The sequence below is a fragment of the Streptococcus sp. 116-D4 genome (genome assembly GCF_009731465.1).
GTDB lineage: Bacteria > Bacillota > Bacilli > Lactobacillales > Streptococcaceae > Streptococcus > Streptococcus pseudopneumoniae_E.
On sequence record NZ_AP021887.1, the window covers coordinates 420,449 to 434,676 of the forward strand.

Here is a 14,228-nt window from a genome sequence, read left to right on the forward strand (position 1 = left end):
CTTATTTCTTTTTATGATTTAATACGGCATTGAGGACAATGGCGAGGAGACTGGCTACGACGATTCCGTTTGAGAAGAACATTTGGAAGGCTGTCGGCATGCTGACAAAGAGATTACTGTTGTTGAGTCCGACACCTGCAGCGATGGAAACAGCTGCGATAAGGAAGTTATGTTCGTTGTTAGCAAAGTCAACGCGGGCGAGGATTTGCATCCCTTGAATCGATACAAAACCAAACATTACCAGCATAGCACCACCGAGGACAGGGCTCGGAATGATTTGAGCAAGGGCACCAAACTTAGGAAGGAGTCCAAGGAGAACGAGGAAACCAGCTGCGTAGTAGATTGGCAGGCGAGTCTTGATACCTGACAATTTAACCAAACCAACGTTTTGTGAAAATCCTGTGTAAGGGAAGGTGTTGAAGATTCCTCCAAGAAGTACGGCCAAACCTTCTGCGCGGTAACCGTTGCGAAGGCGCGTGCTGTCGATTGGATCTTTTGTGATATCAGACAAGGCTAGGTAAACACCAGTTGATTCAACCATAGACACTGTTGCGATGATACACATCATGACAATAGATGAGATCTCAAAGGTTGGCATCCCAAAGTAGAGTGGAGTTGGGACATGGACAAGTGGTGCTGTTGCAACAGGAGAGAAGTCAACCAAGCCCATGGTAGCAGCAATGGCAGTTCCGACAACTAGACCAATCAAAATGGAGATAGACTTGATAAATCCTTTAGTAAAGATGTTAATCAAGAGGATGATCAAAATAGTGATGGCCGCAAGCAAGAGACTTTGACCAGTTGGCTCTGGAACGTTATTTCCCATATTTCCAATAGCGACAGGGATCAAGGTTAAACCAATAGTGGTAATAACAGATCCTGTTACGATAGATGGGAAGAGATTGGCCACTTTTGAGAAGACGCCTGAAATAAGAACCACGTAAATCCCTGATGCGATAAGGGCACCAAACATAGCGCCACTACCATGGCTTTGCCCAATCATAATCAAGGGAGCAACGGATTGGAAGGCTACTCCGAGAACGACTGGGAGTCCAATCCCAAAGTATTTGTTGAGTTGGAGTTGGAGGAAGGTTGCCACCCCACACATGAAGATATCTGTGGAAATCAAGTAGGTCAACTGCTCAGCCGAGTAGCCAAGGGCTGTCGCAATCATAATAGGAACCAGGATGGATCCCGAGTACATAGCTAGTAAGTGCTGCAAGCCAAGAACGGCTGCTTGCGAGTGTTTTTCTTGTTGTTGCATTAGAGATCTGCCTCCTTAAATACGACTTGACCATTTTCAAAACGATCCAAACGAGCGAGTGATAGAACAGGATAGCCTGCTTTTTCAAGCAAATCACGACCATCTTGGAAAGATTTTTCAATCACAATACCGATAGCTTCGACTGTGGCACCGGCCTCTTCGATGATTTGAATCAAGCCTTTAGCAGCTTGGCCGTTAGCAAGGAAATCATCAATGATCAAGACCTTGTCCTCTGGTGAGAGGAATTTTCCAGCGATAGAAACGGTGCTGGTTACTTGCTTGGTAAAGGAGTAGACTTGGGCAGTTAAGATGCCTTCGTTCATAGTGATGTTTTTAGCTTTTTTGGCGAAAATCATGGGAACGTTTAAGGCTTCAGCTGTAAAAACGGCTGGGGCAATGCCTGACGCTTCAATGGTTACGACCTTGGTAATGCCAGCAGCAGCGAATTTTTCCGCAAAAACCTTACCAATCTCTCGCATCAAGCTAAAGTCAACTTGGTGAGTTAAAAAGGAATCTACTTTGAGGATGTTATCACCCAATATCTGCCCATCCTTGAGGATGCGCTCTTCTAATAATTTCATAAGACCTCCTAAAGTCTAAAAGGTAATCCATTTGCTTGTTTCAAATTTCTATCAAGTAAAACTAATAGAAAAAGGACCTACTTAATCTCTAAGTAAGTCCCTCAAAATAGGCATGGCGAAAAAAACCATACCCAAAGCTAACTTACTTATTGTTAGGTGTTCTGGCACCTTGTAGAAACGTCGTGCCAATTCCCGACATAAACAAGTAAAACGATATTCAATTTTAATTAGGCTTGTGCCAATATTTTTATTTTACACTAAATAGCTTTAGAAATCAAATGTTTTGTTAGTGTTTTGACTAAAAAAACGAACATATATAATAAAAATGGGCAAAAATTAACTTATTAGCTAACATTTAGAAGGTTTTTTCCATCATAAAAGGCATATTATCAAGATTTTCCCAGTCTCTATTTTTCTACTCGCTAAATCTTAAAAAATAACCATCTGGGTCCAAAACTGCAAACTCGTGAGGATAGATATAGTGATTCCCGACACGAAATGTTCTCTTGGTTAAAGGACGGTAAATAGGGTAGTTGGCCTCCGTCACTTTTTGATAGAGTTTTGGAACATCCTTTATACCAAAAGAGAGATTGACTCCACGGCCAAATGGGTAGGTAAGGTTAGCCAATTCCTCGGGGGTTCCTTCCTCTAGCATTAGCTGGCACTCTTCAAGAGAAAGGAAGAGAAAGTTTTCTTCCGGACGCTCATATTCAATCCTAAAACCGAGTAAATCACAGTAGAAGGAACGGGACTGTTCGATATTCGATACCATAAACTCAGGAATAACTGCATTGAAGTTCATCGTGAAAATCCTTACAGTTCAATTTCCAAGACAATTGGTGTGTGGTCTTGGCGAGCTCCTGAGTCAATCATGTCTGACTTGGTCACCTTATCAGCGACGCGGTTACTTGTTAGCCAGTAGTCGATCCTCCAGCCTGTATTGTTAATTTTTGAAGTCTTGCTGCGTTGTGCCCACCAAGTGTAGCGTTCTGGAACATCGCCGTGAATGTGGCGGAAGGTGTCGGTAAATCCAGTTGCCAAAAGTTTGGTAAATCCAGCACGTTCCTCGTCGGTAAATCCTGGTGAACGGCGGTTGCTGGCAGGATTTGCAAGGTCGATTTCATTGTGGGCTACGTTGTAGTCACCAGTTGCAAGGACTGGTTTTTCTTTGTCTAGTTCTGCCAAGTACTCAGCATATTTGACATCCCAGACTTGACGTTCTTCCAAACGTTTGAGGCCATCGCCAGCATTTGGTGTGTAAACTTGAGTCACGAAAAATGCATCAAATTCTAGAGTGATGATACGGCCTTCCAAGTCCATGGTAGAAGGAGCACCAATTTCTGGGAAGCTGATAGTGGGCGTAAGTTCTTTCTTATAAAGGAACATGGTTCCAGCATAGCCTTTACGGGCAGGCTCTTGGGAAGAGCGCCACGTGTTCTCGTAGCCTGGGAAGAGTTCTGCTAAAATTTCCAAGTGTTTCTTTGTAGGACCCTTGGCAGAAAGCTTGGTTTCTTGGATAGCAATGATATCAGCGTTTTCAGCGACCAAGGTTTGTAGGACTTCTTGGGACAATTTGGCGCGTGCTGAGTCACTCGTTAGGGCTGCATTGAGGGAATCAATATTCCATGAGATCAATTTCATAAAGTTACCTTTTTCATTCAGATTATAGATTTTATTATACCAAAAAAAGGTCTATTTCCCCAACGTATGGTTTGAAAAATCACCTTCTTTCGTTTATAATTAAGAATGATTTTATGAAAGGGAGTGAAAATAAATGAAATTTTACTCATATGACTATGTACTTAGCCAAATCAGTCAGCAAAATGGCATCATGATTGGCTTTGGAATTGTTCTCCTAGCTATCACAGGATTTTTTGCTTTTAAAGCCTATCGAGATAAAAAGGGGACTAAGTTTCGGGAATTGGTCATGATTTTGGCCTTGACCTTGGTGGCCATGCTTTTGGTGACAATCTCAAAATACCAGACCAATCAAGCCTCTAACAACCAATTTCAAACCTCCCTTCATTTCATAGAGGTTGTTTCCAAAGACTTGGGAGTGGATAAATCAGAAGTTTATGTCAATACTTCTGCAGCCACTGATGGAGCGCTTGTCAAGGTAGGTCCAAATTTCTACCGCGCCATGAACGGGAGCCAACCAGACAAGTATCTTTTAGAGAAATTAGAATTGCATCAAACAGACGCTATTGAATTGGTGGAGGTAAACAAATGACACTCAATTATATGGAAATTTTAATCAAACTGGCCTTGGGGCTCTTCTCGCTTGTTTTTGTTATCAATGTGACAGGAAAGGGGAACCTAGCACCTAACTCTGCGACAGACCAAATTCAGAACTATGTTCTTGGTGGTATCATCGGTGGGGTGATTTACAATAGTTCTATCAGCATTCTCCAGTATGCAGTGATTTTGATGATGTGGACGATTTTGGTCTTGACCCTCAAGTGGCTCAATAACAATGTTCGTTTTGTCAAACGCTTGATTGATGGAAAACCAACTCTCCTTATCAAAAATGGGCAGATTGACCCAGAAGCCTGTCGTTCAGTTGGTTTGTCTGCAGCAGAAGTTGCTCTCAAACTTCGTAGCCAAGGGATTTTCCAGATGAAACAGGTCAAATGCGCTGTGCAGGAGCAAAATGGCCAACTCATCGTGGTCCAAATGGGGGATGAAAATCCTAAGTATCCAGTTGTGACTGACGGTGTGATCCAAGTCGATGTTTTGGAATCGATTGGCCGTAGCGAAGAGTGGCTGCTTGATAATCTAAGCAAACAAGGACATGACAATGTGGCCAATATCTTTATCGCTGAGTATGACAAGGGTGCCGTCACAGTTGTAACCTATGAATAAGAAAAACCTGGGGTCTTGGCCTCAGGTTTCCATTTGCAATCAGAAAGGGATTTTATGTCCATTATTCAAAAACTTTGGTGGTTTTTCAAGTTAGAAAAACGCCGTTATCTAGTCGGAATCGTGGCCCTGATCTTGGTTTCCGTACTCAATCTCATTCCACCTATGGTTATGGGGCGGGTTATTGATGCTATTACATCGGGGCAATTAACCCAGCAGGACCTCCTTCTTGACCTATTTTACTTGCTTCTTGCAGCCTTTGGGATGTACTATCTGCGCTATGTTTGGCGTATGTATATCCTTGGGACTTCTTATCGTCTGGGACAGATTATGCGGTCTCGCTTGTTTGAGCATTTCACAAAAATGCCTCCAGCCTTTTATCAGACCTATCGTACAGGGGACCTGATGGCACACGCTACAAATGATATCAATGCCTTGACGCGTCTCGCAGGGGGTGGTGTTATGTCTGCGGTGGATGCCTCGATCACGGCTTTGGTGACTTTGCTGACCATGCTTTTTAGTATTTCATGGCAAATGACCCTAGTTGCCATTTTACCCTTACCTTTCATGGCTTATGCGACCAGTCGTCTAGGGAGAAAGACCCACAAGGCCTTTGGCGAATCCCAAGCTGCCTTTTCCGAACTCAATAACAAGGTACAGGAGTCTGTATCAGGTATTAAAGTGACCAAGTCTTTCGGTTACCAGGCGGACGAGTTGAAGTCCTTTCAGGCAGTCAATGAATTGACCTTCCAGAAGAACCTGCAAACCATGAAATACGATAGTCTCTTTGACCCTATGGTTCTCTTATTTGTTGGTTCATCCTATGTGTTAACCCTCTTGGTCGGCTCCTTGATGGTTCAGGAGGGACAGATTACAGTTGGTAATCTAGTTACCTTTATCAGCTACTTGGATATGCTAGTTTGGCCTCTTATGGCCATCGGCTTCCTCTTTAATATTACCCAGCGAGGGAAGGTTTCTTACCAGCGAATTGAGGAACTTTTGTCTCAGGAATCACCTGTACAAGACCCTGAGTTTCCTTTGGATGGCATTGAAAACGGTCGCTTGCAGTACGATATTGATAGCTTTGCCTTTGAAAACGAGGAAACACTGACGGATATTCACTTTAGTTTGGAAAAAGGGCAAACTCTGGGCTTGGTTGGGCAGACAGGCTCTGGAAAAACGTCCTTGATCAAGCTCCTCTTGCGTGAATTCGATGTGGACAAGGGAGCCATTTATCTAAATGGTCACGATATTCGCGATTATCGTTTGACAGACCTTCGCAGTCTTATGGGCTATGTTCCTCAGGACCAGTTCCTCTTTGCGACCTCTATCTTAGACAATATCCGCTTTGGGAATCCTGATTTACCACTTTCAGTGGTCGAGGAAGCGACCAAGCTAGCCCAAGTTTACCAAGACATTGTAGCCATGCCTCAGGGATTTGATACGTTGATTGGTGAAAAGGGAGTCAGTCTTTCTGGTGGTCAAAAGCAGCGTCTGGCTATGAGTCGAGCTATGATTTTAGATCCAGATATTTTGATTTTAGATGATTCCTTGTCAGCTGTGGATGCCAAGACGGAGTATGCGATTATTGATAATCTAAAGGAAACGCGTAAGGACAAAACAACCATCATCACAGCCCATCGCCTCAGTGCAGTTGTCCATGCAGATTTGATTTTAGTACTGCAAAATGGACAGATTATCGAACGCGGGACACACGAAGACCTGCTAGCTTTGAATGGCTGGTACGCCCAAACCTACCAGTCTCAACAGTTGGAAATGAAAGGAGAAGAAGATGCAGAATAAACAAGAACAATGGGCTGTATTGAAGCGCTTGGTGTCTTATCTTAAACCTTATGGTCTTCTAACCTTTTTGGCACTCAGCTTTCTCCTAGTGACTACGGTCATCAAAAGTGTCATTCCCCTTGTGGCCTCCCATTTTATTGACCAGTACCTCAGTAATCTCAACCAGCTTGCCGTGACCGTTTTGCTGGTCTACTATGGCCTTTATATCCTACAAACTCTGGTTCAGTATGTCGGCAATCTTCTCTTTGCTCGAGTATCCTACAGTATTGTTAGGGATATTCGTCGCGATGCCTTTGCCAATATGGAAAAACTAGGCATGTCTTATTTTGACAAGACGCCAGCAGGCTCTATCGTCTCTCGTTTGACCAATGATACCGAGACTATCAGTGATATGTTTTCAGGGATTTTATCCAGCTTTATCTCAGCAGTTTTCATCTTTCTGACAACCCTTTATACCATGTTGGTGTTGGATTTTCGTTTGACGGCTTTAGTCCTGCTCTTTCTCCCCTTGATTTTCCTTTTGGTCAATCTCTATCGGAAAAAGTCTGTCAAGATTATCGAGAAAACCAGAAGTCTCTTGTCTGATATCAATAGCAAGCTAGCTGAAAACATCGAGGGAATCAGGATTATTCAGACCTTTAATCAAGAGAAGCGTCTGCAAGCAGAATTTGATGAAATTAACCAAGAACACTTGGTCTATGCTAACCGTTCTGTAGCCTTAGATGCCCTCTTTTTGCGCCCTGCCATGAGTTTGCTGAAACTTCTAGGCTATGCTGTCTTGATGGCCTACTTTGGCTATCGCGGACTTTATCTGGGAATAACGGCAGGAACTATGTATGCCTTTATCCAGTATATCAATCGTCTCTTTGACCCCTTGATTGAGGTGACGCAAAACTTTTCAACTCTTCAAACGTCCATGGTTTCTGCTGGCCGTGTCTTTGCCTTGATTGATGAGAAGACCTATGAGCCTCTCCAAAAAAATGGCCAGGCTAAAGTCAAAGAAGGCAATATTCGGTTTGAACATGTGTGTTTCTCATATGATGGCAAACATCCGATTTTGGATGATATTTCCTTTTCGGTTAACAAAGGTGAAACCATTGCTTTTGTGGGTCATACAGGTTCAGGGAAATCTTCGATTATCAATGTTCTCATGCGTTTTTATGAATTCCAGTCAGGGCGAGTTCTCTTAGATGGTGTGGATATTAGGGACTACAGTCAGGAAGAGCTGAGAAAAAATATCGGTCTGGTCTTGCAGGAGCCCTTCCTCTATCATGGGACCATTAAGTCCAATATCGCCATGTACCAAGACATTAGTGATGATCAGGTCCAGGCTGCGGCAGCCTTCGTGGACGCAGATTCCTTTACTCAAGAACTTCCGCAGGGTTATGACTCCCCTGTTTCCGAGCGTGGTTCGAGCTTCTCTACTGGGCAGCGCCAGCTTCTTGCTTTTGCTAGAACAGTAGCCAGTCAGCCTAAAATTCTGATTTTGGATGAAGCGACAGCCAATATTGACTCTGAAACAGAAAGTTTGGTTCAAGCTTCTCTAGCTAAGATGAGACAGGGACGGACAACCATTGCCATCGCTCATCGCCTTTCTACCATCCAAGACGCCAACTGTATCTACGTTCTGGATAAGGGGCGCATCATCGAGAGTGGAACCCATGAAGAACTCTTGGCCTTGGGAGGAACCTATCACAAGATGTACAGCTTGCAGGCAGGGGCCATGGCCTGATACTTTTTGACAATCTCTTTAAACCAGGTCAACTTTATACACAGCCTCAAAGCTGTACTTTGGGCAGCCTGCGACCAGTTTCCTAGATTAATAAGAAGGAAATCCTTCAAATTACAGCTTTCTTTCACCGCCTTTTCCATTTTGTGGTATAATGAAAAATGTTGACAAATAGTATAATAAAAACAAAGGAGAAACAGCATGCTGAAATGGGAAGCCTTGCCCGTGGAAATGAAATCAAGCGAGGTTGAGTCTTACTACCAGCTTGTCTCTAAAAGGAAGGGTTCGCTGATTTTCAAGCGTTGCTTGGATTGGATTCTGGCTTTGATCTTGCTGATTTTGACTTCCCCAGTCTTTCTCATCTTGAGCATATGGATCAAGTTGGATAGCAAGGGGCCAGTGATTTACAAGCAAGAGCGCGTGACCCAGTATAACCGTCGGTTCAAGATTTGGAAGTTCCGTACCATGGTGACGGATGCGGATAAAAAAGGAAGTCTGGTGACTTCTGCTAATGATAGCCGCATCACCAAGGTTGGCAATTTCATCCGCCGTGTCCGTTTGGACGAACTACCTCAGTTGGTCAATGTTCTTAAAGGTGAGATGTCTTTTGTAGGTACACGACCTGAAGTGCCACGCTACACAGAGCAGTATAGCCCTGAAATGATGGCGACCTTGCTCTTGCCAGCAGGGATTACCTCTCCAGCCAGCATTCACTACAAGGATGAGGACACTATCATCAGTCAAATGACGGAGAAAGGTCTGTCGGTTGACCAAGCCTATGTCGAACACGTCCTTCCTGAAAAGATGCGCTATAACCTCGCCTATCTCCGAGAGTTTAGTTTCCTTGGAGACATCAAAATCATGTTTCAAACCGTGTTTGAAGTGCTAAAATAAAGTAGTCATGAGGAAATGAGTACAGATAAAAGGAGCAAATCAATGCCAAATTACAATATTCCATTTTCACCACCCGATATTACAGAAGCAGAAATTGCTGAAGTAGCAGATACCCTACGTTCTGGTTGGATCACAACAGGTCCTAAGACAAAAGAACTAGAGCGTCGCTTGTCTCTTTACACACAGACACCTAAGACTGTCTGTCTCAACTCTGCGACTGCCGCTCTGGAGTTGATTTTACGCGCTTTGGAAGTGGGACCTGGGGATGAAGTCATCGTTCCAGCCATGACCTATACAGCTTCATGTAGTGTCATCACTCACGTAGGGGCGACCCCTGTCATGGTGGATATCCAAGCAGATACGTTTGAGATGGACTATGACTTGCTTGAGCAAGCCATTACAGAAAAGACCAAGGTGATCATCCCGGTAGAGCTTGCAGGGATTATCTGCGACTATGATCGTTTGTTCCAAGTAGTGGAAAAGAAACGTGACCTCTTTACTGCTTCAAGCAAGTGGCAAAAAGCCTTTAACCGTATCGTGATTGTCTCTGATAGTGCCCATGCTTTGGGATCTACTTACAAGGGTCAACCGGCTGGTTCTATCGCTGACTTTACTTCCTTCTCATTCCATGCCGTTAAGAACTTTACAACAGCTGAGGGAGGAAGTGCTACTTGGAAAGCCAATCCAGCGATTGACGACGAAGAGATGTACAAGGAATTCCAAATCCTTTCCCTTCACGGACAAACTAAAGATGCTCTTGCCAAGATGCAACTAGGCTCATGGGAATACGATATCGTAACTCCTGCCTACAAGTGCAATATGACAGATATCATGGCTTCACTTGGTTTGGTACAATTGGACCGCTATCCAAATTTGTTGCAACGTCGTAAGGACATTGTGAACCGCTATGATCGTGGTTTTGCAGGTTCTCGTATCCATCCATTGGCACACAAGACTAATACTGTCGAATCTTCACGCCATCTCTACATCACCCATGTAGAAGGAGCGAGCTTAGAAGAACGCAACCTCATCATCCAAGAATTAGCCAAAGCAGGAATTGCAAGTAACGTCCACTACAAACCACTTCCGCTCTTGACAGCCTATAAGAATCTTGGCTTTGATATGGCCAATTATCCTAAGGCCTATGCCTTCTTTGAAAATGAAATTACGCTTCCTCTTCACACTAAATTAAGCGATGAAGAAGTTGATTACATCGTTAAGACTTTGGTGAGAATTTCCGAAGAAATTCTTGGTTCTGAAAAAAATCATAAAAAAATCTTGACAAAAAGCGGACAATAGCATATAATATTCTCAATAAATCAGAAAAGTAACTATATTTGATCTTCAGGGAGCCTGTGGAGATTGTGAACAGGTGGTTGAAAGTAGTGAAAGTGGGCTGATTTTAAAAATGAATTTGAAACAATGAAAATTCGGTGCGCACACCTTACAGTGCAACTTGTTGTTAGACAAGGTAGAGATGTAAAGGGGGATAGTCCCTTTATAATTGAGGTGGCACCGCGTTACCAACGCCCTCACATGGAATTTAATTCTGTGTGTGGGCTTTTTTCTATCCCTCATTTTGTTTATCTTTTATTAGGGCCTTAAGTCGCTTTGATGAACTTGAGTTCTATCTACAGCTCCTTGGCTACTATTAAAAGCAAACAAAAGGTCAAATGAATACAGAAAGAGGAAATTTTTATGACAACTAAAGGTTATTTTGGACAATTTGGTGGTAGTTTTGTACCGGAGCCGATTCAGGCTTTGTTGGATGAGTTGGAAGTGACATTTGAAAAGTACAAGGATGATCCAGAATTTTTGGCAGAATTTCGCCATTACTTAAAGGACTATTCAGGTCGCGAAACACCGCTCTATTTTGCAGAAAGTTTGACAAAGCACCTAGGTGGAGCTAAGATTTATCTCAAACGTGAAGACCTTAACCACCTTGGTTCTCACAAGCTCAACAACGTTTTAGGGCAAATCCTTCTTGCCAAACGTATGGGCAAAAAACGAGTGATTGCGGAAACAGGAGCTGGTCAGCACGGTGTTGCGACAGCAGCGGCTGCAGCCAAGTTTGGTATGGCCTGTGATGTCTACATGGGAGCAGAGGATGTGGAACGTCAACGTCTCAATGTTTTCCGTATGGAGATGATGGGAGCAACTGTTCATGCAGTTGAAACGGGAACACGTACTCTGAAGGATGCGGTTGATGCAGCCTTTGGAGCATGGATGAATGACCTTGAAGCCTTCTACGTTTTAGGATCTGCTGTAGGTCCTCACCCATATCCAACCATTGTTCATGAGTTCCAAAAAGTGATTAGTGAAGAATCTCGTCGTCAAATTTTAGAAAAAGAAGGACGTCTGCCAGACTACGTTATTGCTTGTGTAGGTGGTGGTTCCAATGCCATCGGTGCTTTTTCTCAGTATGTAGCTGATGAAGAAGTCAAATTGGTTGGGGTTGAAGCTGCTGGTCATGGACTTGACACAGACAAGCACGCAGCTACTATGACAAAAGGTAGTATCGGAATTGTTGATGGCATGAAGACTTATGCAGTCTTTAGGGAAGATGGAGAACTGGCTCCAGTTTACTCTATCTCAGCTGGATTGGACTATCCAGGGGTTGGCCCAGAACACGCCTACTTCAAAGATTCAGGTCGCGTGGAATATGTGGCAGCAACTGATGAAGAGGCTGTCCAAGCTTTGCTTCTACTTAGCAAAACTGAAGGAATTATCCCAGCAATTGAAAGTTCGCATGCTATCGCTGAAGCAGTCAAACGCGCACCAAAACTAAGTAAAGATGAGATTATCATCATCAATGTCTCTGGTCGTGGAGACAAGGACGTAGCTGCGATTGCAGACTATCTAGAAGCTAAAAAATAATAGATGGAAAAATTACAGTCTTTTCTCTCACAGAGAGCTTGTGATTGCTGGAAACAAGCAGAGAAAGCTGTAAGGTTGGGTCCATCTGAAACAAGAGAAGAAAACATAATTCTCAAGGGAGTGCCCTTTATCGCACAGCCTGTTACAGAATCTTTCTAAGACAGGAATGAGAGATAGGAGAAATCCTATAATTGAGGTGGCACCGCGAATTTCGTCCTCACGCAAGTTATTTTGCGTGGGGATTTTTCATACAGTTGCCACGGACTAGAAGTAGAACTGAAAGGGAAATTACAATGGAACGAATCATTCATGGAGATGTCTTATCACCAATCTTGGCTTATATGCGTCTAAAGGGGCAACACAAGGTTATTCTAGAAAGTATTCCGAGAGACAAGGAAACAGCTCGTTTTTCTATCCTAGCTTATAATCCAATTTTTGAGATTCAGTATGAAAATGGAGTCCTTTATCAAAATGGTCAAGTGATTGACCGGGATCCCTTGGATTTTCTTTATGAAGTGACTCATAAGAGCCAGCACCATTCAGACCTCCCTTTTGGTGGGGGAGCCATTGGTTTTGTTGGTTACGATATGATTTCGCTTTATGAAGAAATTGGTCAAATTCCTGAAGATACTATTGGAACGCCAGACATGCATTTCTTTGTCTATGAGAGCTATATGGTCTTTGACCACAAGAAGGAAAAAATCCATGTCATCGAGGATGCTCTCTATAGCGATCGCGGTCAAGAAAACTTGGAAGAAGCCTTGAACCAAGTGCTTGAAGAATTACGTATTCCTGCTCCAAATGAATTTGAAGACTTGGATCTATCTCCGTTAGACTTCAAACCCCATATCGTTCCTCAGAAGTTTGAGGAAATGGTGGAAATAGCTCGTGACTTGATTCGAAATGGTGATATGTTCCAATGCGTGCTCAGTCAGCGCTTCTCAGCAGAAGTTACTGGAAATCCATTTGACTTCTACAGAAATCTCCGCGTGACCAATCCTTCTAATTACCTTTATTTCTATGATTTTGGGGATTATCAAATCATCGGTGCCAGTCCAGAAAGTTTGGTTTCTGTCAAAAATGGCATCGTGACAACCAATCCGATTGCAGGGACGCGACCAAGAGGAGCTACAGATGAAGAGGACAAGGCTTTGGCGACAGACCTGCTTTCGGATGAGAAGGAAACAGCAGAGCATCGGATGTTAGTAGACTTGGGACGAAATGATATTGGCCGTATCTCTGAAACGGCAAGTGTTCATGTCACCAAGTATATGGAAGTGGAGCTTTTCCGTTATGTCATGCATTTGACCAGCGTGGTCAAGGGGCGTTTACTTCCAGAACTCACTGCTATGGATGCCTTGAAAGCTACACTTCCAGCTGGAACAGTTTCAGGAGCACCAAAGATTCGGGCCATGAGACGCATCTATGAACTGGAAAGAGAAAAACGGGGCGTATACGCTGGAGCAATAGGCTATCTGTCTGCTACGGGTGATATGGATTTCGCCATTGCCATCCGAACGATGATTCTTAAAAATCAAACAGCCTATGTGCAGGCTGGGGCAGGGATTGTCTACGACTCCATCGCCCAAAATGAATACCAAGAAACCATTAACAAGGCTAAATCTATGACTAGAATTGGAGAACTAAGACTATGATTTTATTGATTGACAACTATGATTCTTTTACCTATAACTTGGCCCAATACATTGGGAATTTTGCAGAAGTTCAGGTCTTGAGAAATGATGATCCCAAGCTGTATGAAGAAGCTGAAAAAGCAGATGGTCTGGTCTTTTCGCCAGGCCCGGGTTGGCCAGTTGATGCTGGAAAGATGGAAGACATGATTCGTGACTTTGCTGGCAAGAAGCCGATTCTTGGGATTTGTTTGGGCCACCAAGCCATCGCAGAAGTTTTTGGTGGTAAATTAGGTTTGGCTCCAAAAGTCATGCATGGGAAACAGAGCAATATCAGCTTTGAAGCGCCATCTGTTTTGTATCAAGACATCGAGGATGGCCGTGCGGTCATGCGTTACCACAGTATTTTGATTGAGGAAATGCCAGAAGACTTTGAAGTAACAGCTCGTTCGACTGATGACCAAGCTATCATGGGTATTCAACATAAAAACCTACCGATTTATGGCTTTCAGTACCATCCAGAGAGCATCGGAACGCCAGATGGCTTGTCTTCTATTCGGAATTTTATCGAGAAGGTTGTAAAGTGAGGA

At 43.4% G+C, this 14,228-nt stretch carries 13 protein-coding genes, 1 riboswitch and 2 other annotated features; of the genes, 9 read left to right on the forward strand and 4 right to left on the reverse strand.

Annotated features, from left to right (window positions below):
• Window position 1: 1 nt before the first annotated feature.
• The 4 genes from UKS_RS02240 to UKS_RS02255 form a co-directional block, all read right to left on the reverse strand.
• Window positions 2-1,264 (reverse strand): nucleobase:cation symporter-2 family protein, encoded by a 1,263-nt coding sequence (locus tag UKS_RS02240; protein WP_156011663.1) that lies wholly within the window; start codon window positions 1,262-1,264, stop codon window positions 2-4.
• The gene (locus UKS_RS02245; RefSeq protein ID WP_156011665.1) at window positions 1,264-1,845 is read right to left on the reverse strand and encodes a xanthine phosphoribosyltransferase; all 582 of its coding nucleotides are present in this window, start codon (window positions 1,843-1,845) and stop codon (window positions 1,264-1,266) included. Before UKS_RS02245 ends, UKS_RS02240 begins: the two co-directional genes overlap by 1 nt.
• Window positions 1,846-1,974: 129 nt before the next feature.
• A riboswitch (purine riboswitch) is annotated at window positions 1,975-2,070 on the reverse strand.
• Between the two features lie 190 nt (window positions 2,071-2,260).
• The gene (locus UKS_RS02250; protein WP_049497531.1) at window positions 2,261-2,647 is read right to left on the reverse strand and encodes a bleomycin resistance protein; all 387 of its coding nucleotides are present in this window, start codon (window positions 2,645-2,647) and stop codon (window positions 2,261-2,263) included.
• Window positions 2,648-2,658: 11 nt separating this feature from the next.
• The gene (locus UKS_RS02255) at window positions 2,659-3,486 is read right to left on the reverse strand and encodes an exodeoxyribonuclease III (RefSeq protein ID WP_156011666.1); all 828 of its coding nucleotides are present in this window, start codon (window positions 3,484-3,486) and stop codon (window positions 2,659-2,661) included.
• A gap of 133 nt (window positions 3,487-3,619) precedes the next feature.
• Between UKS_RS02255 and UKS_RS02260 the strand changes: the two genes are divergently transcribed.
• From UKS_RS02260 to UKS_RS02300, 9 genes are all read left to right on the forward strand, one after another.
• The gene (locus UKS_RS02260) at window positions 3,620-4,075 is read left to right on the forward strand and encodes a DUF3290 family protein (protein WP_000675331.1); all 456 of its coding nucleotides are present in this window, start codon (window positions 3,620-3,622) and stop codon (window positions 4,073-4,075) included.
• Window positions 4,072-4,707: a DUF421 domain-containing protein gene (locus UKS_RS02265; protein ID WP_000174451.1), complete on the forward strand. Its 636-nt coding sequence runs from the start codon at window positions 4,072-4,074 to the stop codon at window positions 4,705-4,707. The genes UKS_RS02260 and UKS_RS02265 overlap by 4 nt, the downstream gene beginning before the upstream one ends.
• Before the next feature lie 54 nt (window positions 4,708-4,761).
• Window positions 4,762-6,507: an ABC transporter ATP-binding protein gene (locus UKS_RS02270; RefSeq protein WP_156011667.1), complete on the forward strand. Its 1,746-nt coding sequence runs from the start codon at window positions 4,762-4,764 to the stop codon at window positions 6,505-6,507.
• The gene (locus UKS_RS02275; protein WP_156011668.1) at window positions 6,497-8,239 is read left to right on the forward strand and encodes an ABC transporter ATP-binding protein; all 1,743 of its coding nucleotides are present in this window, start codon (window positions 6,497-6,499) and stop codon (window positions 8,237-8,239) included. The genes UKS_RS02270 and UKS_RS02275 overlap by 11 nt, the downstream gene beginning before the upstream one ends.
• Before the next feature lie 198 nt (window positions 8,240-8,437).
• Window positions 8,438-9,130 carry a sugar transferase gene (locus UKS_RS02280; protein WP_117305924.1) on the forward strand — a complete coding sequence of 231 codons (693 nt, stop codon included), beginning with the start codon at window positions 8,438-8,440 and terminating at the stop codon, window positions 9,128-9,130.
• Between the two features lie 42 nt (window positions 9,131-9,172).
• On the forward strand, window positions 9,173-10,429 hold the full coding sequence (locus UKS_RS02285; protein ID WP_173020435.1) for a DegT/DnrJ/EryC1/StrS family aminotransferase: 1,257 nt from the start codon (window positions 9,173-9,175) through the stop codon (window positions 10,427-10,429).
• Window positions 10,430-10,435: 6 nt separating this feature from the next.
• Window positions 10,436-10,667 (forward strand) — a binding site (T-box leader).
• Between the two features lie 161 nt (window positions 10,668-10,828).
• Window positions 10,829-12,007: a tryptophan synthase subunit beta gene (trpB, locus tag UKS_RS02290; protein WP_156011670.1), complete on the forward strand. Its 1,179-nt coding sequence runs from the start codon at window positions 10,829-10,831 to the stop codon at window positions 12,005-12,007.
• Window positions 12,004-12,229, forward strand: a binding site (T-box leader). It overlaps the preceding gene by 4 nt.
• Window positions 12,230-12,300: 71 nt before the next feature.
• Entirely contained in the window at window positions 12,301-13,662 is a 1,362-nt protein-coding gene (gene trpE / locus UKS_RS02295) for an anthranilate synthase component I (RefSeq protein WP_156011671.1), read from the forward strand.
• Window positions 13,659-14,225, forward strand: a complete 567-nt coding sequence (locus tag UKS_RS02300) for an aminodeoxychorismate/anthranilate synthase component II (RefSeq protein ID WP_156011672.1) — start codon at window positions 13,659-13,661, stop codon at window positions 14,223-14,225. The genes trpE and UKS_RS02300 overlap by 4 nt, the downstream gene beginning before the upstream one ends.
• The last annotated feature ends 3 nt before the right edge of the window (window positions 14,226-14,228 follow it).